At 70.2% G+C, this 22,893-nt stretch carries 24 protein-coding genes; 7 read left to right on the top strand and 17 right to left on the bottom strand.

Annotation, left to right across the window (positions count from 1 at the left end):
• The 3 genes from ACZ5U5_RS14680 to ACZ5U5_RS14690 all read right to left on the bottom strand — a co-directional run.
• Window positions 1–755: alpha-amylase family glycosyl hydrolase (locus ACZ5U5_RS14680; RefSeq protein ID WP_469020913.1), on the bottom strand; the 755-nt coding region annotated here is incomplete at its 3' end.
• 39 nt (window positions 756–794) lie between these two features.
• Complete coding sequence (locus ACZ5U5_RS14685) at window positions 795–2,765, bottom strand: alpha-1,4-glucan--maltose-1-phosphate maltosyltransferase (protein ID WP_469020916.1); 1,971 nt, start codon at window positions 2,763–2,765, stop codon at window positions 795–797.
• 73 nt (window positions 2,766–2,838) lie between these two features.
• Entirely contained in the window at window positions 2,839–3,042 is a 204-nt protein-coding gene (locus tag ACZ5U5_RS14690; RefSeq protein ID WP_469020919.1) for a DUF5133 domain-containing protein, read from the bottom strand.
• Between the two features lie 294 nt (window positions 3,043–3,336).
• On the opposite strand from ACZ5U5_RS14690, the gene ACZ5U5_RS14695 reads away from it, so the two are divergent.
• Entirely contained in the window at window positions 3,337–3,855 is a 519-nt protein-coding gene (locus ACZ5U5_RS14695) for a pep a2 (protein ID WP_469020921.1), read from the top strand.
• 55 nt (window positions 3,856–3,910) lie between these two features.
• Window positions 3,911–6,073, top strand: coding sequence for a glycogen debranching protein GlgX (gene glgX, locus ACZ5U5_RS14700; protein ID WP_469020924.1), 2,163 nt, complete (start codon window positions 3,911–3,913; stop codon window positions 6,071–6,073).
• Window positions 6,074–6,086: 13 nt separating this feature from the next.
• Here glgX and ACZ5U5_RS14705 read toward each other — a convergent pair whose 3' ends face one another.
• From ACZ5U5_RS14705 to ACZ5U5_RS14750, 10 genes are all read right to left on the bottom strand, one after another.
• Window positions 6,087–6,836, bottom strand: coding sequence for a FadR/GntR family transcriptional regulator (locus tag ACZ5U5_RS14705; protein WP_469020926.1), 750 nt, complete (start codon window positions 6,834–6,836; stop codon window positions 6,087–6,089).
• Window positions 6,837–6,853: 17 nt separating this feature from the next.
• Window positions 6,854–7,888: a D-erythronate dehydrogenase gene (gene denD, locus ACZ5U5_RS14710; RefSeq protein ID WP_469020928.1), complete on the bottom strand. Its 1,035-nt coding sequence runs from the start codon at window positions 7,886–7,888 to the stop codon at window positions 6,854–6,856.
• On the bottom strand, window positions 7,885–8,724 hold the full coding sequence (gene otnI, locus ACZ5U5_RS14715; protein ID WP_469020931.1) for a 2-oxo-tetronate isomerase: 840 nt from the start codon (window positions 8,722–8,724) through the stop codon (window positions 7,885–7,887). The genes denD and otnI overlap by 4 nt, the downstream gene beginning before the upstream one ends.
• A gap of 35 nt (window positions 8,725–8,759) precedes the next feature.
• Window positions 8,760–10,064, bottom strand: a complete 1,305-nt coding sequence (locus ACZ5U5_RS14720) for an MFS transporter (protein WP_469020933.1) — start codon at window positions 10,062–10,064, stop codon at window positions 8,760–8,762.
• Between the two features lie 61 nt (window positions 10,065–10,125).
• Window positions 10,126–10,836, bottom strand: coding sequence for a class II aldolase/adducin family protein (locus ACZ5U5_RS14725; RefSeq protein ID WP_469020935.1), 711 nt, complete (start codon window positions 10,834–10,836; stop codon window positions 10,126–10,128).
• Complete coding sequence (gene otnK / locus ACZ5U5_RS14730; protein ID WP_469020938.1) at window positions 10,833–12,113, bottom strand: 3-oxo-tetronate kinase; 1,281 nt, start codon at window positions 12,111–12,113, stop codon at window positions 10,833–10,835. Before otnK ends, ACZ5U5_RS14725 begins: the two co-directional genes overlap by 4 nt.
• A 1-nt stretch (window position 12,114) precedes the next feature.
• On the bottom strand, window positions 12,115–13,032 hold the full coding sequence (gene ltnD, locus ACZ5U5_RS14735) for an L-threonate dehydrogenase (RefSeq protein WP_469020941.1): 918 nt from the start codon (window positions 13,030–13,032) through the stop codon (window positions 12,115–12,117).
• 221 nt (window positions 13,033–13,253) lie between these two features.
• Window positions 13,254–13,904, bottom strand: coding sequence for a dienelactone hydrolase family protein (locus ACZ5U5_RS14740; protein ID WP_469020944.1), 651 nt, complete (start codon window positions 13,902–13,904; stop codon window positions 13,254–13,256).
• A gap of 72 nt (window positions 13,905–13,976) precedes the next feature.
• Window positions 13,977–14,735: a cytochrome c oxidase assembly protein gene (locus ACZ5U5_RS14745; RefSeq protein WP_469020946.1), complete on the bottom strand. Its 759-nt coding sequence runs from the start codon at window positions 14,733–14,735 to the stop codon at window positions 13,977–13,979.
• Entirely contained in the window at window positions 14,732–15,154 is a 423-nt protein-coding gene (locus ACZ5U5_RS14750; RefSeq protein ID WP_363212904.1) for a DUF2243 domain-containing protein, read from the bottom strand. Before ACZ5U5_RS14750 ends, ACZ5U5_RS14745 begins: the two co-directional genes overlap by 4 nt.
• Window positions 15,155–15,505: 351 nt before the next feature.
• On the opposite strand from ACZ5U5_RS14750, the gene ACZ5U5_RS14755 reads away from it, so the two are divergent.
• A complete protein-coding gene (locus ACZ5U5_RS14755) occupies window positions 15,506–16,168 on the top strand; it encodes an HAD family hydrolase (RefSeq protein WP_469022413.1) in 663 nt (220 codons plus the stop codon).
• Window positions 16,169–16,373: 205 nt separating this feature from the next.
• Here the strand turns inward: ACZ5U5_RS14755 and ACZ5U5_RS14760 are convergent, their stop codons facing one another.
• The 3 genes from ACZ5U5_RS14760 to ACZ5U5_RS14770 are packed head-to-tail and all read right to left on the bottom strand — an operon-like array spanning window position 16,374 to window position 17,606.
• Window positions 16,374–16,751: a toxin Doc gene (locus ACZ5U5_RS14760; RefSeq protein WP_365828467.1), complete on the bottom strand. Its 378-nt coding sequence runs from the start codon at window positions 16,749–16,751 to the stop codon at window positions 16,374–16,376.
• Window positions 16,751–16,990, bottom strand: coding sequence for a hypothetical protein (locus ACZ5U5_RS14765; RefSeq protein WP_363212908.1), 240 nt, complete (start codon window positions 16,988–16,990; stop codon window positions 16,751–16,753). The genes ACZ5U5_RS14760 and ACZ5U5_RS14765 overlap by 1 nt, the downstream gene beginning before the upstream one ends.
• 16 nt (window positions 16,991–17,006) lie before the next feature.
• Window positions 17,007–17,606, bottom strand: coding sequence for an ArsR family transcriptional regulator (locus ACZ5U5_RS14770; protein ID WP_469020950.1), 600 nt, complete (start codon window positions 17,604–17,606; stop codon window positions 17,007–17,009).
• Window positions 17,607–17,684: 78 nt separating this feature from the next.
• Here ACZ5U5_RS14770 and def point away from each other — a divergent pair, with 78 nt between their 5' ends.
• On the top strand, window positions 17,685–18,365 hold the full coding sequence (def, locus tag ACZ5U5_RS14775) for a peptide deformylase (protein ID WP_469020955.1): 681 nt from the start codon (window positions 17,685–17,687) through the stop codon (window positions 18,363–18,365).
• A 3-nt stretch (window positions 18,366–18,368) separates the two neighbouring features.
• Here the strand turns inward: def and ACZ5U5_RS14780 are convergent, their stop codons facing one another.
• Window positions 18,369–19,697 (bottom strand): aspartate aminotransferase family protein, encoded by a 1,329-nt coding sequence (locus ACZ5U5_RS14780; protein WP_469020958.1) that lies wholly within the window; start codon window positions 19,695–19,697, stop codon window positions 18,369–18,371.
• 91 nt (window positions 19,698–19,788) lie between these two features.
• Here ACZ5U5_RS14780 and ACZ5U5_RS14785 point away from each other — a divergent pair, with 91 nt between their 5' ends.
• From ACZ5U5_RS14785 to ACZ5U5_RS14795, 3 genes are all read left to right on the top strand, one after another.
• The gene (locus ACZ5U5_RS14785) at window positions 19,789–20,694 is read left to right on the top strand and encodes a LysR family transcriptional regulator (protein WP_469020960.1); all 906 of its coding nucleotides are present in this window, start codon (window positions 19,789–19,791) and stop codon (window positions 20,692–20,694) included.
• A 62-nt stretch (window positions 20,695–20,756) separates the two neighbouring features.
• Window positions 20,757–21,035: a hypothetical protein gene (locus tag ACZ5U5_RS14790; protein ID WP_469020963.1), complete on the top strand. Its 279-nt coding sequence runs from the start codon at window positions 20,757–20,759 to the stop codon at window positions 21,033–21,035.
• Window positions 21,036–21,124: 89 nt separating this feature from the next.
• The gene (locus tag ACZ5U5_RS14795; RefSeq protein WP_469020966.1) at window positions 21,125–22,828 is read left to right on the top strand and encodes an immunity 49 family protein; all 1,704 of its coding nucleotides are present in this window, start codon (window positions 21,125–21,127) and stop codon (window positions 22,826–22,828) included.
• Window positions 22,829–22,893 lie beyond the last annotated feature (65 nt).

The following is a 22,893-nucleotide window of genomic DNA, read 5'->3' on the forward strand; positions in this document are numbered from 1 at the left end:
TAGTGGGCGTCGATCTCGGCGCGGACGCGTTTGAGGAGGCCGTGGGAGCGGGGGAGGTTTTCGCAGTTGGTGCCCTCTTCGGCGAAGAGGTAGGGGACGGCGTCCAGGCGGAATCCGTCGATGCCCAGGTCGAGCCAGAAGCGCAGGGCGGAGATGATTTCTTCCTGGACGGCCGGGTTCTCGTAGTTGAGGTCGGGCTGGTGGGAGAAGAAGCGGTGCCAGAAGTACTGTTTGCGCACCGGGTCGAAGGTCCAGTTGGAGACCTCGGTGTCGACGAAGATGATGCGTGCGTCCTGGTATTGCTTGTCGTCATCGGCCCAGACGTAGTAGTCGCCGTAGGGCCCTTCTGGGTCGCTGCGGGACTGCTGGAACCACGGGTGCTGATCGCTGGTGTGGTTCATCACGAAGTCGATGATCACGCGCATGCCCCGCTGGTGAGCCGCGTCGACGAATTCGACGAAATCCCCGAGGTCCCCGAACTCGGGCAGCACGGCGATGTAGTTGGCGACGTCGTAACCGCCGTCGCGCAGGGGTGACGTGAAGAACGGCGGCAGCCACAGGCAGTCGACGCCCAGCCACTGCAGATAGTCCAGCTTGGCGGTGATCCCCTTGAGGTCGCCGATGCCGTCGCCGTCACTGTCGTGGAAGGAGCGGACCAGGACTTCGTAGAAGACCGCGCGCTTGAACCATTCGGGGTCCCGGTCCTTGGCGGGAGTGTCCTCGAACAGGTCGGATACCGGCTTGTTGATGGTCATGCATCCTCCGTTGCTGCACGGCTGGGGGCGCGTGCTTCCTCACTCGACCGCGCACACGTGCGCGGGGGAGACACCCGGTGTCAGACGGACGAAATTGGCCTCGCCCCACGTGAAGGTCGCGTCACTCAGCTCGTCGCGCACCCGGAAGGTGGCGCCGGGCGTGATGCCCAGGCGTGCGCGGTCGAGGTGGACGGTCGCTTCCTGGGTGTGGTGCGGGTCGAGGTTCACGACCACCAGCACAGTGTCGCCGGGCTCATGACGGCTGTACGCGATCACCTGGTCGTTGTCCGTGGGGTGGAAGGACACGTTGCGCAGCCGGTGCAGCGCCGGATGGCGTCGACGGATCGCGTTGAGAGTGGTGATCAGCGGCGCGATGGTGGCGCCGGAACGATCGGACGACTCCCAGTCACGCGGGCGCAGTTGGTACTTCTCCGAGTCCAGGTAGTCCTCGCCGCCCGACTGGAGGGGCGTGTTCTCGCAGAGTTCGTATCCGCTGTAGACGCCCCAGGTCGGCGCGAGGGTCGCGGCAAGGACCGCGCGCAGCTCGAAGGCCGGACGGCCGCCGTTCTGGAGGAACTCGGGCAGGATGTCGGGGGTGTTGACGAAGAGGTTCGGCCGCATGTAGGCGGCCGTCTCACCGGCCAACTCCTGTACGTACGACGTCAGTTCCGGCTTGGTGTTGCGCCAGGTGAAGTAGGTGTAGGACTGCTGGAAGCCGATGGAGGCCAGGGTGCGCATCATGGCCGGGCGGGTGAAGGCCTCGGCCAGGAAGATGACGTCGGGGTCGGTGTCGTTGATGTCGGCAAGCACCTGCTCCCAGAAGACGACCGGCTTGGTGTGCGGGTTGTCGACGCGGAAGATGCGCACGCCGTGGTCCATCCAGAACCGCAGCAGGCGTACGGTCTCGGTGATCAGGCCGGGCATGTCGCGGTCGAAGGCCAGGGGGTAGATGTCCTGGTACTTCTTCGGGGGGTTCTCGGCGTAGGCGATGCTGCCGTCGGCGCGGTGCTGGAACCACTCGGGGTGTTTGTCGACCCAGGGGTGGTCGGGGGAGCACTGCAGGGCGAAGTCCAGGGCGACTTCGAGGTGCAGGTCGCGGGCGCGGCGCACGAAGGCGTCGAAGTCCTCCAGGGTGCCCAGGTCGGGGTGGATCGCGTCGTGGCCGCCTTCGGGGGAGCCGATGGCCCAGGGCACGCCGACGTCGTGGGGTCCGGGGGACAGGGAGTTGTTGGGGCCCTTGCGGAAGGTGGTGCCGATGGGGTGGATGGGCGGCAGGTAGACGACGTCGAAGCCCATCGCGGCGATCGCCGGAAGCCGCTCGGCGGCCGTGCGGAAGGTGCCCGACTTCGGCGGCTGCCCCTCCCGGACCACGGCGCCCTCCGAGCGCGGGAAGAACTCGTACCAGGACCCGAACAGGGCCCTCTCCCGCTCCACAAGCAGCGGCAACGCGGCGCTCTCGGTGAGGCGTTCACGCAGCGGGTGGGCCGCCAGGAGCGCGCGCACCTCCGGTGCCGTGGCCGCCGCCAGACGATCCAGCGGGGAGCGGGTGTCGTCGCGCAGCAGACCGAGCGCCGTGTCCAGGGTGGAGCGCGCGGCATCGTCGGGGGCCTGGGCGACGGCCCGTTCGAAGAGCTGGATCCCGTCTTCGAGGGTGATGCCGGTGTCGACGTCGGCGTGCACTTTGATCACCGCGTCGCGCTGCCAGGCGGCCATGGGGTCGGTCCAGGCGGCGACGGCGAAGGTCCAGCGGCCGATCGCGTCCGGTGTGACGTCCGTGCCCCACCGGTCCGTGCCCGGTTCCCTCTCCCGCATGACCCGGCGCTGCATGGGGCGGCCGTCGGGCGCGTACAGGACCGCCTCCGCGCCGAGCACGGCCGAGCCTTCGGCGAACACGACGGCCGTCACCTCGACGGCCTCGCCGACGACTGCCTTCGCCGGACGCAGGCCGCCGTGGACACAGGGCCGCACATCCTCGATGGGGATGCGGATGTGGCTGGGGTCCACCGACATGCTGTCCACCTCCGGGTCGTACCGTGCGCGTTGATCGTCTTCGCTTCGTTTCCCTGCGGCCTCGCGTGCCGCGTCAAGCGCCGCCGGGCGGGCGTTCCGCGGCCTCGGCCGCCTCGCGCCCGCAGCGACGGCTCGTCACCGCGCACAGGGCGGCCACGGCGTCCGCGAACTGCGCGCGCACCGCGGGGTCGCCGGGCGAGGCGAGGAAGCGGCGCTGCCAGGCGCGGTACCTCACCAGTTGCCGACCGACGTCTTCTGTGGCGCGCTCCGCCCGCATCGCACTCGACCTCCTGGGCCTCCGCAACGTCGAGCCCTGGCGGGCTCGCGGACCGTTCACGGAGGGGGAGCGACCCGTCACGGCGGGTTCACTCCCTCCCCCATGGTGCGAGGTGAAGCGCTCGCCGTCCTGTTGAACGCAGAGTGCGTGGCCGATCACTCTCGTGTTGCACGAATGGAGTAGGGGGGTGACGCTGGTGCTGACTCTCGAGCGATCACTGCTCACGCTGCGTACGTGTCCCGGCTCCGCGCCGAAGCGCCGCAGCGTGGGCTCCGCGGGTGAGGAGCATGAACGATGAAGCACCACTCAGTGCCCCGCTACTACCACCTCGACGTGGATCTGGAGCCGGAACGCGTCGGTCAGATCCGGCGCATCCTGGCCGCCCATCTGAGGTACTGGGGCCTTGAACAGCACGTCTCTGACGTGTCACGCGGGATCGGTCTCCTGCTGGAGCCCGCGGCCCGCAACATCGGTGCCGGACGGACCGCGATCGAGACCTGGTGGACGGGGCAGCACCTGATCACCGCGGTCTCGCACGGCGATCCGGCCGTCATGGGTGAGCACGGTGTCGAGTCGCACTCGCTGGCCGAGATCGCAGCGCTCAGTGACGGCTGGGGCAGCTGCACGGCGGATGACCGGCACATCGTCTGGTTCTCGCTGCGCAGCCGCACGGAGCTTCGTGAACCCCTGGTTCCCAAGGGTCCGGAGCCCGACACGATCGAGGCGCGGCCCCTGCCCCGCGCCGTCGTGGAGCCGGTCGCCGTGGGCGCGCCGGAAGTGGTGACGCCCCTCGAGGTCGCAGGCCCTGCCTGACCCGGACGTTGCGGCGGGTGCGCTCCCGAAAGGGCGCGCACCCGTCGTATGCCCGATGGTCGAAGCAAGAGACCAAGGGCCGTCGACGGGAGACCTTGTGCGCGTATGGACCGGCCGACCTTTTCCGCTGGGTGCCACCTACGACGGCGAAGGAACGAACTTCGCCCTGTTCAGCGAGGTGGCCGAGCAGGTCGACCTCATCCTTCTGGACGCGGACGGCACCGAGCGGAGCGTCACGCTGGCGGAGGCCGACGGCACGGTGTGGCACGGCTACCTGCCGGACATCGGGCCCGGCCAGCGCTACGGCTATCGGGTGCACGGCCCGTGGCTGCCCGCCGCCGGCCACCGCTGCGACCCGAGGAAATTCCTCCTCGATCCTTACGCCAGGGCGGTCCATGACCTCCGCGACGACAGGGCATCGACACAAGCACCCGTTCGAGGGAAGGCGTCCCGCGACGGCACCGGGAGCACCGGGCCGGCACCCCTGTGCGGTGTCGTGATCGATCCGGCCTTCGACTGGACGGGTGACATCCCGCCCTCGCACGCCTACGCCGATTCGGTCATCTACGAGACGCACGTACGCGGACTGAGCCGCACCCACCCCGGCGTCCCCGAAGAGCTCCGCGGCACCTACGCGGGCCTGGCCGCACCGGCGGTCCTGGACCACCTGACCTCCCTGGGGGTCACCGCGGTCGAGCTGATGCCGGTGCACCAGTACGTCCAGGACGGGTTCCTGCTCGACAAGGGGCTGTCCAACTACTGGGGCTACAACACGATCGGGTTCTTCGCGCCACATCACACGTACGCCGCCCACGGGACACTCGGCCAGCAGGTCACCGAGTTCAAGACCATGGTCAAGGCCCTGCACGCGGCAGGCCTCGAGGTGATCCTCGACGTGGTCTACAACCACACGGCCGAGGGCAACGAGAACGGCCCCACCCTTTCCTTCCGCGGCATCGACAACGCCTCCTACTACCGGCTGTCCGACGAGGACTTCAGCCGTTATTACGACACCACGGGGACGGGCAACAGCCTGCTGATGCGCCACCCCAACGTCCTTCAGCTGCTGATGGACTCGCTGCGCTACTGGGTCACCGAATGCCACGTCGACGGATTCCGCTTCGACCTGGCCGCCACCCTGGCCCGGCAGTTCCACGAGGTGGACCGGCTCTCCGCGTTCTTCGACCTCATCCAGCAGGACCCCGTGATCAGCCGCGTCAAGCTGATCGCCGAGCCGTGGGACCTCGGTGACGGTGGCTACCAGGTGGGCAACTTCCCGCCGCTGTGGTCCGAATGGAACGGCAAGTACCGCGACTGTGTCCGGGACTTCTGGCGCGGCGGCGACCGGACACTCGCGGAGTTCGCCTCACGCCTGACGGGCTCAGCCGACCTCTATCAGCACGACCGGCGCCGCCCGCGCGCCAGCGTCAACTTCATCACTGCCCACGACGGATTCACCCTGCGCGACCTGGTCTCGTACGACACCAAGCACAACGAGGCCAACGGCGAGGGAAACCGGGACGGCGAGAGCGACAACCGGTCCTGGAACTGCGGCGCGGAGGGACCCACCCGTGACCCCGAGGTGCGCGCACTGCGGGCACGGCAGCAGCGCAACTTCCTGGCCACGCTGATGCTCTCCCAGGGCATTCCGATGCTCGGCCACGGGGACGAACTGGGCCGCACCCAGCGCGGCAACAACAACGCGTACTGCCAGGACAACGAGACGACGTGGATCGACTGGGACCTCGACGAGGAACGCGCGGAACTCCTTGACTTCACCCGCCGGGTGGTGGCGCTGCGCACCGAGCACCCGATCCTGCGCCGCCGCCGCTTCTTCCGCGGCGACACCGTCACGCGCCAGGGACAGCCGCTGCCGGACCTGGTCTGGCTGCGCCCGGACGCCGCGGAGATGACGACGGAGGACTGGGACCGGCCCGACGCACACGCGGTGGCCGTCTTCCTCAACGGAGATGCCATCGCGGAACCGGACCGCGCCGGGCGAACCGTCGTCGACGATTCCTTCCTCGTGCTGTTCAACTGCTACTGGGAGCCGATGGAATTCAAGCTCCCCGACGTCTCGTACGGAGCGTGCTGGACGACCCTGCTCGACACCTACGAAACGGGTGGCCCGCCGGACGAGACGGAGCACAAGGCCGAGACGACGCTGAGCGTGGAGCCGCGGTCCCTGATCGTCCTCTCCCGTCCCCCGGTCGGGTGACGGGGGCGCGTTTTCAGGGGCGGTCCAAGTCCACCCGGAGCTCGTCCGTCTGTGTCCAAAAGCCGTCGTCCGCGTCCTGCAGCCGGGACGCCGCGTGCTTCATGTGACGGCGTACGGCGCTGCGGGCCGCCTCCGCGTCGCCCGACTCGACGGCCGCCAGGATCGCGTGGTGCTCCACCCGGACCGCCTCGATGAAGTCGTCACGCCGTGCTTCGTTGGCGCGCGTGACGCGGATGCCGCCGCGCATGACCTCGCCCAGATACCGCACGGTCGAGACCATCACCGCGTTGCCGGTCGATTCGGCGATCGACTGGTGGAAGGCCAGGTCCTCGTCGACCCCGTCACCGCCGTCCGCCACCGCCTTGTCGATCGCGGCCAGTGACTGCCGCATCCGGGCGACGTCCTCCGGGGCGGCCCGGACGGCCGCCAGCGAGGCCGCCTCGCCCTCCATGGCGCGGCGGACCTCCACGATCTGCAGCACCTTGGACTTGGTGCCGGATGCCTCGGCCTCCAGGTCGAGCGGCCGGGTGCGCCGGGGCATGACGAACACGCCCCGGCCCTGGCGCGGTTCGACCAGGCCGGCGTTGCGCAGCCGGGAGACGGCTTCGCGGATCACGGTGCGGCTGACGCCCAGTTGCTTGACCAACTCGACCTCGGTCGGCAGCTTGTCGCCCTCGGCCAGACGGCCGGACTCGATCTCCTCCGAGAGGATCGCGGCGACCCGGTCCGCGAGCCGAATGGGGCCACTCACCTTGGAGAACATGCTCGTCAGTCTATCCGTCAGGGCCTGATCGCCCCGGTCGCGGGCAGGTCCGCGGGCGCGACGGCCCCGGGGTGGTCCTCGACGTACGCCCTGACGACCGACTCGAAGCTTTCGTCGGGCCGCAGGCCGAGCGCCGTGGCGCGCGCGTTGTCGAAGGCGGCGGGCCACGAGCCGACGATCGCCTCGACGGCGGGGTCGGGCGCCACCGTCACCCGGTCGGCGACGGCGTCACCGGCCACCTCGCGCAACGTCTGCAGCATCTCGGCGACCGTGACCGTCAGCGCCGGAAGGTTGACCGGAAGCCCGCCTTCGAGGCCGCCGGGCCCGCGCTCGGCCTCGGTGATACGGAGGATGCCTTCGACGGTGCGCCGGGGCGAGGCGAGGGCGACCCGAAGGTCAGGGCTGACCGGGCAGAGGGCCGGCAGGCCGGCCAAGGGCTCGCGGATGATGCCGGACAGGAAGCCGGAGGCCGCCGCGTTCGGCTTGCCCGGCCGCACCGCGACGGTCATCAGGCGCGCCACCCGCCCGTCGACGAAGCCCCGCCGGGTGTACTCGGCGACCAGCTGCTCGCACACGCGCTTCTGCGTCCCGTAACTGGATTGCGGCGTCGGCAGCGTCGCCTCGCTGACCACGGGCGGCAACGGCAGCGCGGCATCGGCTCCGTAGACCGCGACGCTGCTGGAGAACACCACCCGGGGGACCGGCCCGCCCGCGGCCGACTGGGCGCGGGCGGCGTCGAGCAGGGCGCGGGTGGTGTCCAGGTTGGCGCTCATGCCGAGGTCGAAGTCGGCCTCGCACTCGGCGGAGACGGCCGACGCCAGGTGGATCAACACATCCACGGGCCGCGCGAAGATCGCGTCGAGGCGTTCGCTCAGGTCGCCTTGGACGATGTCCACCAGTGGGTCGTCCGCCACCGGCGCCTCGTCGGGCACGAAGCGATCGGCGAGCACGAGTTGGCCGATCGGCGCACCGCACAGGGTCCGCCTCTCGAGCAGGGCGTCGGCGACCTGCTGTCCCAGGAAGCCGAAGCCGCCGGTGATGACGATCCTCATGCGTGGTCTCCTCGTTCGTTCTTGAGCAGGCGGTCGTTCTTGAGCGTGCGGTGGTTCTTGAGCCAGCCGAGCCCCTCGCTCGTACCGGCCCGGGGGATGTACTCGCAGCCGATCCAGCCGTCGTAGCCCAACTCGTCGACGGTGTCGAAGAGATGGCCGACGTTGAGTTCGCCCCGGTCGGGCTCGTGGCGGTCGGGCACGCCGGCGATCTGCAGATGGGCGACGCGGCCGGTGGGAAGGTCGCGGCGCAGTGTCGTGGTGAGGTCGCCCTCCACGATCTGGCAGTGGTACAGGTCGAGTTGCACCTTGAGGTTCGTGGCGCCCACCTCCTGTACGAGAGCGTGCGCCTCGGCCTGCCGGTGCAGGAAGTAGCCCGGCATGTCGCGGCCGTTGATCGGCTCGATCAGGAGGTCGACGTCCACGGCGGCGGCCCGCTCGGCGGCCCAGGCCAGGTTGGCCAGGTAGGTGGCGCGATGCGTGGCCCGCTGGGTCGGAGTCGCTTCCGGCGGCAGGAGACCGGCCATCACGTGCACCTGGCCGCAGCCGAGCGCCGCGGCGTACTCCAGCGCCCGCTCGATGCCGGAGCGGAGCTCGCCCTCGCGGCCGGGCAGCGAGGCGATGCCCCGCTCCCCGGAGTCCCAGTCGCCGGGCGGGGCATTGAACAGCACCTGCCGCAGGCCGTGTTCGTCGAGCCGACGGCGCAGCTCATCGGCTTTGTAGGCGTACGGGAAGAGATACTCCACGGCCTCGAAGCCGTCGGCCGACGCGGCGGCAAAGCGGTCGGGGAAGGCGTGCTCGGTGTACATCATGGACAGGTTCGCGGCGAACCTCGGCATGCTTGCTCCTGCGGTGGGGCCGGGCCGAAGCCCGGTCAACGGTTGACGACGTCCTTCTTGGTGGTCAGCACCGCGGCGGCGCCGATCACCAGGCTGAGGGCCAGGACGTACATCGGGATGGAGGTCGAGCCGGTGGCGTCCTTGAGCCCGCCGATCATGTACGGGCTGACGAACCCGGCCAGGTTGCCCACGGAGTTGATCAGGGCGAGCCCGGCCGCCGCCGCGGTGCCGCCGAGGAACGCGGTGGGCAGTGACCAGAACAGCGGGGCGCAGGTCAGTACACCGGCCGCGGCGAAGGACAGGGCGACCAGTGACAGCACGGTCGATCCGCTCCATCCGGCGGCCAGGGAGAAGCCGACGGCGCCCATGAGGCTCGGGACGACCAGGTGCCAGCGGCGCTCGCGGCGCTTGTCCGCGGATCGCCCGAAGAGGTTCATGGCGATCAGCGCGGCCACGAACGGCACGGCGCTGAGCACACCGATCGTGAAGTTGTCGTCGATGCCGGTCGACTTGACGAAGGTGGGCATCCAGAACGTCAGGGCGTACTGGCCCATCACGAAGCAGAAGTAGATGAGGCACATCAGCCACACCTTGGGGTCACGGAAGCCGTCCCAGACCCGGCCGTGCTTCTGGTGGGCGGTGTCCCTGGCGATCGCCGTCTCCACGATGTCCTTCTCCTCCTCGGAGAGCCACTTGGCGCTGCGTACGCCGTTGTCGAGGTAGAACATCGTGGCGACACCGATGAGGAGCGCGGGAATCGCCTCGAGCAGGAACATCCACTGCCAGCCGTGCCATCCGCTGACCCCGTCGAAGGTGTCCATGATCCAGCCGGAGAGCGGGTTGCCGAAGATGCCGGCGACGGGGATCGCCGACATGAACATCGCGATCACGCGGGCCCGGCGGTGGGAGGGGAACCAGTAGGTGCAGTACAGGATCACACCGGGGTAGAAGCCCGCCTCCGCGGCGCCGAGGAGGAAGCGCAGCACGTAGAACGTCGTCTCGTTCGTGACGAAGGAGAACGCGCCCGACACCAGGCCCCACGTGATCATGATCCGGGCGATCCAGGTGCGTGCGCCGACGCGCTGCAGCATCAGGTTCGAGGGGACCTCGAAGAGGAAGTAGCCGATGAAGAACAGGCCGGCGCCGAGGCCGTACGCCGCCTCGCTCAGGCCCAGGTCGTCGGACATCTGCAGCTTCGCGAAGCCGACGTTGACGCGGTCCAGGTAGGAGAAGACGTAACAGAGGATCAGGAAGGGGACGATGCGGAGGACGACCTTGCGGAACACGGCGTTCTCACGGGCGAGTTCGGGGGTCTCGGCCGTCGCGGTGGGCGTGGACATGCGGAATCCTTACTGCGGCTCAGGGGATTCTCCGACGGGCGGTGCGTGGTGCGGTGTGCGGTCACCAAGAGGCGCCGAACACGGACCTCAGTTCGTCGAGAGCGGGGGAGGGGAGCGGCTCGGGGCGACGGTCGGTCAGGAGCCAGAGGCGCGCCGTTTCCTCGAGTTCTTCGAGGACGGCGAGAGCGGATGCGGCGTCCGGGCCCCAGACCACGGGGCCGAGACGGTCGAGCAGCACGGCCCTGATCGGCGTGCGTCCCGCCGCGCGATCAGCGATATGGCCGGTCACCAGGTCGGCCACGCGGGGATCGCCGGGCCGGTGGTAGGGGATGAGCGGGACGTGCCCGACCTTCATGACGTAGTACGGCGTGAGGGGTGGAAGCACGTCGTCCTGACTCCACACGCCGGCCAGGGTGAGCGCGACGAGATGCGTGGAGTGGGTGTGGATCACGAACCGTGCCGCGGGGTCGGCGGCACAGATCCGGCGGTGCAGGGTGAGGGTCTTGCTGGCGCGGTCGCCCGCGATCTGATCGCCTTGGGCGTCGACCAGCGCGAGGCGTTCCGGCTCCAGGAAGCCCAGGGCGGCGTCGGTGGGCGTGATCAGGTGTGAGCCGCTTCGGGAGTCACCTCGGGAGTCGCTTCGGCAGTCGCCGATCCGCGCGCTGATGTTGCCCGCGCTGGCGTGGACGTACCCCCGGGCGAACAGGCTGGTGCCCACCCGGACGATCTCGGCGCGCGCCGCGGCCACTTCAGCGCTCAGCGGCTCGGTCATGCCGGCTCCCCGTCGAGGCGGGCGAAGGCGGCGGTGAAGAAGTCGGGTCCGCCGAAGTTGCCCGACTTCAGCGTGATGTGCAGCGGGTCGCCGTCGGGAAGGGCCGCCGCGCACCACGGCACACCCGGGTCGATCTGCGGCCCGATGCGCAGACCCGTCAGGCCGAGCGCCTGCACGACCGCGCCCGAGGTCTCGCCACCGGCGACGACGAGTTGGCGGACGCCCAGCTCGACGAGACCCTGGGCGACGCGGGCCAGAGTCTGCTCGACGAGCTCACCGGCCTCGGCGGCGCCAAGTCGGCCCTGGACGTCCTTGACCGCGTCGGGCGTCACGGTGGAGTAGACGAGGACCGGCCCTTGGGCCAACCGCTCGGCGGCGAAGGCGAGCGCCTGCCCGGCCACGTCCTCACCGGCCGCGATCCGCAAGGGATCCACACTGAACGCGGGCCGTCCGCTGTCCAGGAACTCCTGGACCTGACCGTTGGTGGCGCTGGACACCGATCCGGAGACGACGGCCTGATGACCCGCGGGCGGCGGCAGTTGGGCGGCGGCCGGGGACGGCTCGAACCCCCAGTTCGCCGGCAGACCGATCGCCAGCCCCGACCCCGCGGTCACCAGCGGCAGATCCTTGACCGCCGCACCGAGCCGCAGAAGATCGTCGTTGGAGACGGCATCGACGATCGCGGCGCCGACACCTTCCTTGCGCAGCGTGCCGACGCGCTCGCGGATCGCCTCGGCGCCGGCGGCGACCACGGTGTGGTCGATGAGGCCGACCGGGCGCGCGGTCTGCGCACCGAGCACGGACACCAGGTTGGAGTCCGTCATGGGGGTCAGCGGGTGATGGCGCATGCCGCTCTCGCTCAGGAGTACGTCACCGACGAAGAGATGTCCCTTGAACACGGTGCGCCCGTTGTCGGGGAACGCCGGTGTCGCGACCGTGAAGTCGGTGCCGAGGGCGTCCATCAGGGCCTCGGTGACGGGGCCGATGTTGCCGGCCCGCGTCGAGTCGAAGGTCGAGCAGTACTTGAAGTAGATCTGCTCGGCACCCGTGGAGCGCAGCCACGCCAGTGCTCGCAGCGAGGCCGCGACGGCCTCGGAGGCGGGGGTGGTCCGGGACTTGAGCGCGATGACGACGGCGTCGGCATCAGTGGGCCCTTTGGCGCCTGCGGGCGGTACGTCGATCAGCTGGACCACGCGCATGCCCGCGCGCACCAGGTTGTTGGCCAGGTCCGTGGCGCCCGTGAAGTCGTCGGCGACGCAACCGAGTCGGATCCCCATGTCAGTTCTCCTCCTGTGCGGGCAGCTCGATCCCCGGGAAGATCTTGATCACCGCGCTGTCGTCCTCGCCGCCCAGACCGGAGGCGGACGCCTGCAGGAACATCTGATGGGCGGTGGCCGCCAGGGGGAGGGGGAACTTCTCCGGGCGTGCCGCGTCGAGCACGAGACCCAGGTCCTTGACGAAGATGTCGACCGCGGACAGCGGCGTGTAATCACCGGCGAGCACATGCGCCATGCGGTTCTCGAACATCCATGAGTTGCCCGCGCTGTGCGTGATCACTTCGTAGAGCGCCTCCGCGGGTACGCCCGCCTTGATGCCCAGCGCCATGGCCTCGGCCGCCGCCGCGATGTGCACCCCCGCGAGCAGCTGATTGACGACCTTCACCTTGGAGCCGATCCCCGCCTGGTCGCCCAGGCGGTAGACGGTGCTGCTCATGGCCTCCAGCACCGGATCGGCGATCGCGTACGCGGTGGGGGCGCCCGAAGTCATCATGGTGAGCTGCCCTGTTGCCGCGCGGGCGGCACCACCCGAGATGGGCGCGTCCAGGTAGAGGACGCCGTGCTCGGCCAGGCGCCGCTCCAGCTCGGCGGACCAGGTGGGGTCGGCCGTGGAGCACATGACGTACACGGAGCCCGGGTGCAGCCGCTCGGCCGCACCGCCGTCGCCGAACAGGACCGACTCGACCTGGTCGGCGTTGACCACGACGCCGACCAGGACATCGACGGAGGCCGCCAACTCACCGGCGGACGCGAAGGCGGTGCCCCCGTCCGCGGCGAAGGCCGCGGCCACCTCGGGGCGCAGATCGTGGACACCTACGTCGAAGCCCGCGTCCCGCAGGCTGCGCGCCATGCCGAGCCCCATGGCCCCGAGCCCCACCACGCCTACGCGCGGTCGTGCCGGCCTGTCCTGGTCGTTCATGCCCATCCTCGTCTCGCTGTGCCGGGCCGCGTCGTGCCGTTCGGGGCGCGGTCCGGCTCTGAATCCGTGCGGCGATCGGGTCATATGATGACCTGAGGATGTGGCCTGACGCACTGTGATGCCAGTCACATGCTGGAGTGTGGGTGGCGAGAGCGGGGCGCAGGATGGGACTCGGCGGCCACCGCTCCCGCCGCCCTACGGAACGTGCGCCGACCGGACGCTCAGATCTGCGCCTGCCCCATCCCGGCGAACCACCGGGCCGCCAGGGAGGCGACCTCGTCCAGCGCTCCCGGCTCCTCGCAGAGATGTGTGGCATCGGGGATCACGCGCAGTCGGCTGAGCACGCGCATCCGGTTGGCGGCTTCCCGATTCAACCGCAGTACCTCGGTGTCGCGCCCCCCGACCATGAGCAGCACCGGAGCGTGCAGATGTCCGATCACCTCGTCCGCGGCCAGGTCGGGACGGCCGTCGGGGCAGACCACGGTGTCCACGAGGCCGGGCCTCGCGGCGGCGGCCCCGAGCGCGGCCGCCGCCCCTGTGCTGGCGCAGAACAGGCCCACCGGCAGATCGGAGACGTGGGCGGCCAGCCAGTCCACCGATGCGATCAGCCGATGCGTCAGCAGGTCGACGTCGCCGTGCGGGCGCCCCGTCGCCCTGTCCGCGGCTGCCTCGTCGGCGCTGAGCAGGTCGATGACCAGGGTCCCGACCGCGGAGTCGTGCAGCGTGCCGGCCAGGGCCCGGCTGTGGGGGCTGCGCAGGTAGGCCCCGCTGCCGTGGGCGAGCACCGTTACACCGAACACCGTGTCCGGCACGGTCAGTTCACCGATGAGTGCCCCCTCGCCGCTGGGCACGGTGACGATCTGGGACAGCATGGGACCTCCGGATTCCGGGAACGGGGTGCACGCCGGGTACCCAATGAGATTCCCCTCACGCGGCAGTCGACCTCAGGTGGCAGTCGAGGCGCGCCTGGCCCGCACGAGCGCCCGGCCCTCGGCCGCGTACCACTGGTGGCACAGGATCACCGCCAGCGCGATGCCGACCACGTCCCCGCCGTAGTACATGACGTACGACGCCCGATGCAGGTCGGCCGCGGCGAAAGAGGTGCCGGGCGGGCCCGCGGCATAGAGCGACTTGGACAGGACGCCGTGCGCGGCGGAAGCGGCCAGCAGGGCCGCGCCGCGCATGGCGAATGACGCGCGGTGGCGCAGCGGGTCAAGGGCCAGGACGGCGAAGGAGAACAGCACGCCGGAGGCCAGGAGATGCACGCTGACGAGCGCGTCCAGCCACGGCCGGTGATGGGCGGCGTCCATGAGCGGCGTGCGGTACACCGCCCACAGTCCGGCGATATGGATGAGCGCGGCCAGAGGCGGCCACACGAGCAACGCCGCCGCCCGCGAACGGACGCAGGAGAGCAGCCGCCGCCGGGGCCCGACCGGCAGCGCGCGCAGCGCCAGCGTCACCGGGCGGCCGAGCACGAACAGCAGGGGCGCGACCATCCCGACGCCCAGATGGGTGACCATGTGCCCGGTGAACGGCGGCCACCCCTCCCACGGAGCGATCAGCGAGACCATGAGCACCGCGCCGCCCGCGCACACCGCCGCGTCACGCCGATGCGGCCACCGGTCGCCGCGCCGACGCAAGCGCCGGGCCGCCGCCGCATAGCCAAGGCAGCCCGCGGTCACCAGCAACACCACCACCGTCATCGGCGGGCCCGGACCAGCAGCAGCGCGCCGGCGAGCAGGAACAGCACGGCGATCACGTTCCAGGTCCAGTCATAGGGCGCGAGGTCCACGCCGTAGCGGATCTGGTGCAGTTCAAGCGCCTTGTGCTGGAACGTGCCGTCGTACAGCTGGAAGCCGCCGAGACCCAGGCACAGTCCCGCCCACCAGGCGGTGAGGTGCCGGGCGCCCCGGCGCCACAGATCCGCGTACAGGAACAGACCCGCCACCATCGCGAGCCAGCCGAAGGCATGGAAGATCCCGTCTGAGACGAGGCCGGCCTCGCTCGACGCCTTGTCGTAGAAGTGATGCCAGTGCAGCAACTGGTGGAACACCATCTCGTCGATGAACGCGGCGAACCCGACGCCCACCAGCGCCCCGGAGAGCAGGGAGCGCCCCCTCACCGGTCCGCGCCCCTGGGCCACTCCGACGGAACGCCTTGCTGCTCATGGGGTTGGAACGTCATCGTCATCCGGGACTCCTCGGCGCCAGGGCGGGAAAACGGGCGGGAACGGGTGGCACGAGCGATAAGGCGATTGGTAGGGCGAGGCGCCGGGTACCCGAGAAGCGGAATGGCAGACCGCCACATTTGCGCCACTGTGTCGCCCGGTGACCAAGGTGGTGGGCAGGGCCGCGGGCAGACCCAGGCCAGGGTCGCAGCCTCACCCGCCTGCGCGCGCGCAGACGGCGGCCATGCGTGCCGTCGGTAGGGCTATTACGGTGAAACCCCAAGGACGACCATGAAGGGAACCCTCGTGACGCGTGCCGCCCTGTTCGACGTCGACGGAACGCTCGTCGACACCAACTACCTGCATGTGACGGCCTGGTGGGAGGCGTTTCGGCAGGCCGGACACCGGGTGGCGATGCCCGATGTGCACCACGCCATCGGCCTGGGCGGCGCCGACCTGATCGAGCACCTCCTCGGCGAGGACCGCGATCCGGACCAGGACGACGCCATCAGTGCCGCGCACAAGACCCTCTACGGCACGCACTTCGACCGCCTCGAAGCCTTCGAGGACGCGGGAAAGCTGCTGCGTTCCCTGGCTGGGCAGGGGTGGACCATCGTCCTCGCCACCTCTGCGGGCGGTGCCGAGCTCGACGCGTTGCGCGCCGCCGTGGACGCCGACGACGTCATCACCGCGACGGCGAGCGCCGACGACGTGGAGGAGGGCAAACCCGCGGCGGAGCCCGTCGCCCACGCGCTCGAACTGGCCGGTGCGAGGGCCGAGGACAGCGTGTTCGTCGGCGACTCGGTCTGGGACATGAAGGCCGCACGGCGCGCGGGCGTCACACCCCTGGCCGTGCTCAGCGGCGGCATCCCCCGCGAGGACCTCTCCGAGGCCGGAGCGGCGGAGGTGTACGACGACACCGCCCACCTACTGGCGTCGCTCAAGAGCAGCGCGTTCGCGGGTCAGTGAGGGGTCGCGCCCTCGCGCCCGAGGGGTCCACCTGACGGCGGCCGGCCGGCTGACGCCGCCGTGACAGGGTGACCCCACGGCCAGACGCTCGTGTACGACCCCTGCGGGCAGACGCTCGTGTACGACCCCTGCGGGTTCGCCTGCTCGCAACCGCCCCAACGACCTGGTCCGCGCCCACGAGCTCTAGCGAACCCGAGCCCGGTGATCAGACCTTCCAGGACCTGATCTGGTCGGCGACCGCATAGACACTGAGCCGGCTGTCGCGGATCTTGCGGATGAGGTCGGACAGCGCGCCGTAGGGCGGGTCGATGCCCTCGCCCGACTGGTCCATGTACTGGGCGGCGACGAACGCCGCGTACAGGCTGTTGCGGTAGGGCAGCGGCTCCAGGCGCACGATGGTGTGCAGCAGGGCGGCGGCGCGCCAGGCGGCGTCCGGGTCGGCGGACTCCAGGGTCGGCAGCTTCGTCTTGTGGCGGGCGACCGCGGCGACCAGCGCGGAGTAGTCCGAGACCGTCATGTCCTCGGGGGCGACCGCGAACTCCTGGACGTCTAACAGCCAGGACACGTCTACGTACAGAACCATCAGGCGGCCGCGGACCCCTCGTGACGTGCGGAGGGCGGGATCTCCTCCGGATTGGCCGCGTCGAACTCGGCCCGCAGCCGGTCGGCCCAGGCGGAGGCACCCGCGACGAACTTCTGACGCTCCATCTCGCGGACTCCGAGGTCGTGGAGGTACTGCTTGAGGCTCTTGCCCTCGGCCGCCGCGGCCGCGCGGACACCCTTGAGCTCCTCATCGGTGAAAGTCACGTTCAGAGACGGCATACGTCCAAGGTACCAACTAGGTACCTGCCGGGGGAGTGTCTCCGTCATCCGGGCCGGAACCGGACTGCGGCAGCAGGGGGAACAGCCGGGTGATGAGCGCCACCGGGCGGGCTCCGTCGGGCCGGGCCAAGGGGCGTTGTTCGCGGTCCTGGTAGGGGGCGAGGGCCCGCCGGACGGTGTCAGCGACCCGGCTCATCTCCTCGGGCGTCAGGTAGGCGATGGCGCTGAACGCCTCGTCACGGCGCCATGCGGCCGGGGCCTGGTCGCGCTGGGCGAGCCAGCGCTGCCAGCTCTCGTCCTCCAGGCCCCGAGCCAGATCGCCGAACTCCTCCGCCGCGGAGCTGCCCGCGGCGGGGTCGTCCTGCCGCAGGCGCCAGGGGCGTGCGCGGCCCCCGTGGTGCGGGGCCTCCTCGATGTGGCCGTGACGTGCGAGCTGCCGGAGGTGGAACGAGCAGAGCCCCGAGCTGTAGCCCAGCCGTGCGGCGGCTTCGGTCGCCGTGACGGTGCCGACTTCGGCGAGCAGGCCCATCAGGGCCGTACGGACGTCGTGCTCGCGCAGGGCGTCGCCGGTGTCCTGCGTCCGGTCGTAGTGCGCGTTGAGGTCATCTTCGGTCACTTTGCAAAGTCTGCTACTTTGCAAAGCACTTGGCAAGCGGGTCCCGCCCGCTTGCTGCCAGCGGAGGGGGAGACCGAGATGTCCGTGCGTCAGGACTGGTCCGACGGCCCAGGGCGAAGCCGTCAAGTGGACCGGCGTGTGCGTGTACAAGGGCGACCCGTGGACACGTTCCCCGCACTGTCGCCGGAGGCGGCGCGAGGCTCGGTTCGCCGGATAACGGTGGTGGGCGAGGAGATCCTGAGCCGTCCGTGCCGGGAGGTGACCGAGTTCGGGACCGCGGAGCTGTCCGCACTCATCGACGACATGTTCCTGACCATGTACGTGGCCGACGGCGCCGGACTCGCCGCCAACCAAGTGGACGTCGGTCTGCGGCTGTTCGTCTACGACTGCCCGGACGACGACGGGGTCCGGCATGTCGGCCACATCATCAACCCCGTCCTGGAGCTGCCCGATCCGGGCAGCCGCCGACTCGTCGACGACTCCGAGGGCTGCCTGTCCGTGCCCGGTGCCACGATGGCGGTTCCTCGCACCGATCGCGCCGTGATGCGGGGCCTGGACAAGGACGGCGACCCTCTCGTCATCGAGGGCACGGGCTACTTCGCCCGGTGTCTCCAGCACGAGGTCGATCACCTCGTCGGGCACACGTATCTCGACCGGCTCTCCAAGCGGGACCGCAAGGACGCCGTGCGGCAGATGGAAGAACGCCGCGAGGACGTCTTCGCGCGACGCGCGGCCAAGGCCGGCGGCCTCGGCCGCTGAACCTCAGAGCGAGGCGCAGGCCTCGCCGATCGCCTGGTCCAGCATCGTCAGGCCGAGTGACAGCTCCTCCTCCGTGGCGGTCAGCGGCGGCGCCATCCGCAATACCCCGCCCATGTTGGCGAGTTGGACGATGTTCATGTGCAGGCCGAGTTCGAGGCAGCGACGAGTGACCCGTGCGCCCAGCTCGTCCGAGTGCTGCTTGGTCTCGCGGTCGACGACGAGTTCGAGCCCCGCGAGCAGGCCCCGGCCGCGGATGTCGCCGACGACCGCGTGCCGCGTGGCGATGTCCGTCAGGCCCTGGTGGAGGAACGCGCCGAGCGTACGTGCGCGCTCGTCGAGCCTGTCGCGGGTCAGGACGTCCAGGACGGTGTTGCCGACCGCGGCCACCAGCGGGTCGGCGACATGCGTGGTGAAGAACAGGAACCCGCGCTCGTGCGCCTCACGCTCGATCTCGGCGCTGGTCACCACGGCCGCCAAGGGCAGTCCCGCGCCCAGCGTCTTGGACAGCGTGAGGATGTCGGGCACGACGCCGTCGCGCTCGAACGCGTACCAGGTCCCGGTGCGGCACAGACCGGTCTGCGCCTCGTCGAGGATCAACAGCATGCCGCGTTCCCGGCACTTGGTCTGCAGGGCCGCGAAGTACCCGGGCGGCGGCTCGATGATGCCGCCGGAGCTGAGAATGGGTTCCACGAGGCAGGCCGCAAGGCTGCCGGTCGACTGGGCGTCGATCAGGTCGAAGGCGAAGTCCAGTTGGCGACGCCAGTCCAGGGACCCGTCGTCCGTGGTGAAGTCGGGCCGGTAGGTGTTCGGCACGGGGATGGCGAAGTTGCCGGGTGCGCCGGGACCGTAGCCCTTGCGGCCCGCGCTGTAGGTGGCGGACGCGGCGGCCTGCGTCATGCCGTGCCAGGAGCGCGCGAACGAGACGATCTCGTGCTTGCCGGTGACGAGCTTGGCCATGCGGAGGGCGGCTTCGTTGGACTCGGCGCCGGTCGTCAGGAGCAGCGCCTTCTCCAGCGGCGCGGGCAGAGTCTCCGCGAGACGCCGGGCGAGGTCGACCACGGGGCGGCTGAGCATGCCGCTGAAGAGGTGGTCGAGGGACGCGACCTGCCGCTGGACGGTCGCGACGATCTCGGGGTGCGAGTGGCCGAGGATCGCGCTCATCTGGCCGGAGGTGAAGTCGAGGATCTTCCGGCCGTCCGCCGTGTACACGAAGCTTCCGGCGGCACGTTCGATGATCTCGTGGGTGAACTCGCCGCCGTAGCGCACGAGATGCCTCTCGGCGTCGGCCCAGAAGGTGTCGGTGGACGGCAGGGCTGTGGTCGAAGCGGTCATGTCGCCGACGGTAGGCGGCACCCGAGCAACACGTCCATCTCACGATTCCGGCTTTCCTGTTCGGTAGAACCGCACAACAATGAGATACGTGATGAATCCCTGGAGGCTGCGGCTGCTGAGCCAGCTCGACACCCTCGGCACCGTGCGGGCGGTCGCCCAGGCCGCCAACCTGAGCCCGTCGAGCGTGTCCCAGCAGCTCGCCGTGCTGGAGAGGGAGACGCGCACCCAGCTGCTCGAACGGACGGGGCGCCGGGTGCGGCTGACCCCGGCCGGACTGATCCTCGCCCGCCGGGCGCGGGCGATCCTCGACCACATGAGCAGCGTGGAGGCGGAGCTGCGCGGCTTCGGCGAGGAACCGGCCGGCCTGGTGCGGCTCGGCGCGTTTCAGAGCGCGATCCACACCATGGCCGTGCCCGCGGTGAGCCGCCTCGCACGCGAGCATCCGCACCTCGACGTCGAGCTCCTCGAGCTGGAGCCGCACGCGAGCATGCCCGCCCTGCGCGGCGGCGACGCGGACATCATCATCACGACCACGGACTTCGACGAGCTGCCGCTCGGACCGGACCTCGACATTGTCCCGCTGGCCATGGACCCGGTGCTGCTGGTGGTCCCGCCCGGACATCCGGCGACCGGCCGCGGCGCCGTGGACCTCGCGGCGTACGCGGACGAGGCGTGGGCGTTCGACATCCCGCAGTCGTACATGGCCAATCTCGCGCTGCCCCTGTGCCGTCGGTCCGGCTTCGAGCCGCGCGTGGTGTGCCGGTTCAGCAACTACATGATGACCCTGCAACACGTCGAGGCCGGACTCTCGATCGCGCTGCTGCCAGGCCTGGCGGTCGACCGCCGCTACGACGTCGCCACCAGGGAACTCGCCATTCCCGTGACGCGCACCATCACCGCGGCGATCCGCCACGGCTCACCGCCTCGCGCGGCGGTCCGCGCGGTCCTGGAAGCCCTGCGCCACCACCCGGAGCTGCCGCTGCCGGGTGGGGAGTGAGCAGCGCCGTGCACAGACGCGCAGAAGCCGGATTGTCAGTGGCGGCTGGGAGGGTGGGAGTCATGGACAGGGATGAGGAGTTGCTGCGCGGCCGGGTCTACGGCCAGGACCACGACGACCCCCGCCAGGGCCCACAGCCCGGGCGGGACTACGGCGAGCTGGTCGGTGGCCCCCTGGACGGCCTGTTGCTCGACGTGACCGGCTGGACCAAGGGCGAGAAGGAAACCGGTGTCGCCCTGCCCACGGAGCTCGGGCACTTCGGTGCCGGCGGGCGAGCGATGTACGACCCACGGCCCGGTGACCGCCGTCGTCGCTGGGACTGGTCCGGCGACACTCCCTGACCACGGGCCCGCGCTCGGCTTTACTGCCCAACTCCAGGCTCCCGACCCGGCGTCAGATCCGCCCCCACACAGATCGTAGAGTCGCAACGGTGAACGAAAACAACACCTTTGGCATGTCGGACGCTCCCGATCACGAGCTGCCGATGCTGACCACCGACCAGGCCAACCACCTGCGGGCACTCGCCGCCCCATATGCGCAGGAGGGTCACACGCACCCGCTGTACAACCTGGCGCAGAGGTGCCGACAGGCGCCGCAAGAGCACTGGCCCGAGATGGTCGCGGGCCACTTCGGCCGCTTGGGGGAGGCAGGCAGGGGTGACGAGAGCGCCGCTGAACTCCTTCGTGGTGTGCATGCGCGGCTGCTCCCGACGGATTCGCTCACGCAGGAGATCGCCGGTGCCATGCGTTACGCGCGCGTGGTGGCCGAGGGCCTCGTTTTCGCCTACGCACTCGACATGCCCACCAGCGTGCGCATGCTCACCGACCCCGACGTGGAGCGCGCCGGGATCGAGGAGTTGGGGGAGGCGGCGTACGCGAACTTGATGCGCGTGCCCGTCGAGCACGACGAAGTGCCCGTCGAGGGAGGGGCGGTGCTGCACTCCCTGTACGGCGAATCCCCGTTCGTCGCGAGCAAGGCGCTGTACCTGTCGGAAACGGTCCGGCAGGTCACCGGTGAGCCGCTCCCGGACGCCGGAGCCCTCGTCGTCGTACCCACCCGGCACTTGCTGGCCTACCACCCGATCGCCGACGGTTCGGTGGCCGACGCCATCAACGCCCTTGCCGCGTACGGCCTCGGCGCGTACGAGGACGGACCGGGCTCCCTGTCTCCCCGGGTCTACTGGTGGCATCAGGGCCGCCTGACGTCCATCACGGTCATCGACCACGACACCCTCTCCTTCTCCCTGCAGCCGCCGCCGGAACTGCTCGGCCGCCTGAAGGGCCTGGTGCGCCTCGACCGCGCCGGACGGCTCGACACCGCCACCGCGGCCGAGGCACCCGACGTGGCTGCTCTCACCCGCGCCACGGCCGATGCCATAGCCGGTCTCGCCGAGGACCCGGCCGGACTGGGCGACGCCTTCGCCTCGACTCTGACACTCGCCCATGCCCACTGCGCCGCCGACCCCAAGGCGTCGTACGCCGGCACCTGGGACGCCTGGGCCACCTCCGTACAGCTAGGCACGGCACTGTTCACCGGTGCGCGGGCACAGGAGTGCTGGCTGGGCGAGGACATGGTGCCGCAGCTGCCCGCGACCCCGGCCGCGCCGCCGGCCCAGGCCCGCGCCTGGCTCGATGCCTTCTACGTGGCGGTCGCCTGCCGTCAGAAGGACCGGGCCGACCGGCTGTGCCAGGTGCCGCTCGAGGTGCTGCGGCAGGACGACTCCGTCGACGCGTACGTCCTGCACTGGATCGACACCCTGCAGACCTACTGGTCCGAGCGCCCCATGGACGACGTCGTGGCCAAGCTGCTCGCCACGATGGAAACCTCTCATCCGGACTCCTTGACCCACACGCCCAAGGACTTCTCGGACCTCATCGACTACCAGCCCGTCGCCCTCTTCCACCGCCTGATCGCCCGCGACCACGACGCGTTCACGAAGGCCCTGGCCGACGCCGTCGATCACCACCGCGCCTACTGGGGCGACTCGGCGGCACCGCGCGCCCGGGTGGCGCTGGGGGTCCTCGCGATGGCGAGCCTCGCGTACGACTACGGCTTCCCCGTCGACATGCCGCAGCCCTACCTGCCGACGTACCTGCTCAACCGCGAGCGGATCGAGGAGATACCGGCGGCCTGATCGTGAGGGTTCCGACGGGCTGACGCCGCGCGCTGAAACCCTCGTGAAACCGCGCTGAATGCGCC

Source organism: Streptomyces sp. NPDC033177 (assembly GCF_055577715.1).

Bases quoted from the DNA above. Each gene is read 5' to 3' on its own strand.
- ACZ5U5_RS14745 (WP_469020946.1), bottom strand. From the start codon at position 14,735: ATGACGGTGGTGGTGTTGCTGGTGACCGCGGGCTGCCTTGGCTATGCG.
- ltnD (WP_469020941.1), bottom strand. From the start codon at position 13,032: ATGAACGACCAGGACAGGCCGGCACGACCGCGCGTAGGCGTGGTGGGG.
- ACZ5U5_RS14740 (WP_469020944.1), bottom strand. From the start codon at position 13,904: ATGCTGTCCCAGATCGTCACCGTGCCCAGCGGCGAGGGGGCACTCATC.
- ACZ5U5_RS14720 (WP_469020933.1), bottom strand. From the start codon at position 10,064: ATGTCCACGCCCACCGCGACGGCCGAGACCCCCGAACTCGCCCGTGAG.
- denD (WP_469020928.1), bottom strand. From the start codon at position 7,888: ATGAGGATCGTCATCACCGGCGGCTTCGGCTTCCTGGGACAGCAGGTC.
- def (WP_469020955.1), top strand. From the start codon at position 17,685: ATGTCCGTGCGTCAGGACTGGTCCGACGGCCCAGGGCGAAGCCGTCAA.
- ACZ5U5_RS14690 (WP_469020919.1), bottom strand. From the start codon at position 3,042: ATGCGGGCGGAGCGCGCCACAGAAGACGTCGGTCGGCAACTGGTGAGG.
- ACZ5U5_RS14760 (WP_365828467.1), bottom strand. From the start codon at position 16,751: ATGGTTCTGTACGTAGACGTGTCCTGGCTGTTAGACGTCCAGGAGTTC.
- glgX (WP_469020924.1), top strand. From the start codon at position 3,911: ATGGTCGAAGCAAGAGACCAAGGGCCGTCGACGGGAGACCTTGTGCGC.
- otnK (WP_469020938.1), bottom strand. From the start codon at position 12,113: ATGGGGATCCGACTCGGTTGCGTCGCCGACGACTTCACGGGCGCCACG.
- ACZ5U5_RS14780 (WP_469020958.1), bottom strand. From the start codon at position 19,697: ATGACCGCTTCGACCACAGCCCTGCCGTCCACCGACACCTTCTGGGCC.
- ACZ5U5_RS14685 (WP_469020916.1), bottom strand. From the start codon at position 2,765: ATGTCGGTGGACCCCAGCCACATCCGCATCCCCATCGAGGATGTGCGG.
- ACZ5U5_RS14705 (WP_469020926.1), bottom strand. From the start codon at position 6,836: ATGTTCTCCAAGGTGAGTGGCCCCATTCGGCTCGCGGACCGGGTCGCC.
- ACZ5U5_RS14765 (WP_363212908.1), bottom strand. From the start codon at position 16,990: ATGCCGTCTCTGAACGTGACTTTCACCGATGAGGAGCTCAAGGGTGTC.
- ACZ5U5_RS14785 (WP_469020960.1), top strand. From the start codon at position 19,789: ATGAATCCCTGGAGGCTGCGGCTGCTGAGCCAGCTCGACACCCTCGGC.
- otnI (WP_469020931.1), bottom strand. From the start codon at position 8,724: ATGCCGAGGTTCGCCGCGAACCTGTCCATGATGTACACCGAGCACGCC.
- ACZ5U5_RS14695 (WP_469020921.1), top strand. From the start codon at position 3,337: ATGAAGCACCACTCAGTGCCCCGCTACTACCACCTCGACGTGGATCTG.
- ACZ5U5_RS14725 (WP_469020935.1), bottom strand. From the start codon at position 10,836: ATGACCGAGCCGCTGAGCGCTGAAGTGGCCGCGGCGCGCGCCGAGATC.
- ACZ5U5_RS14790 (WP_469020963.1), top strand. From the start codon at position 20,757: ATGGACAGGGATGAGGAGTTGCTGCGCGGCCGGGTCTACGGCCAGGAC.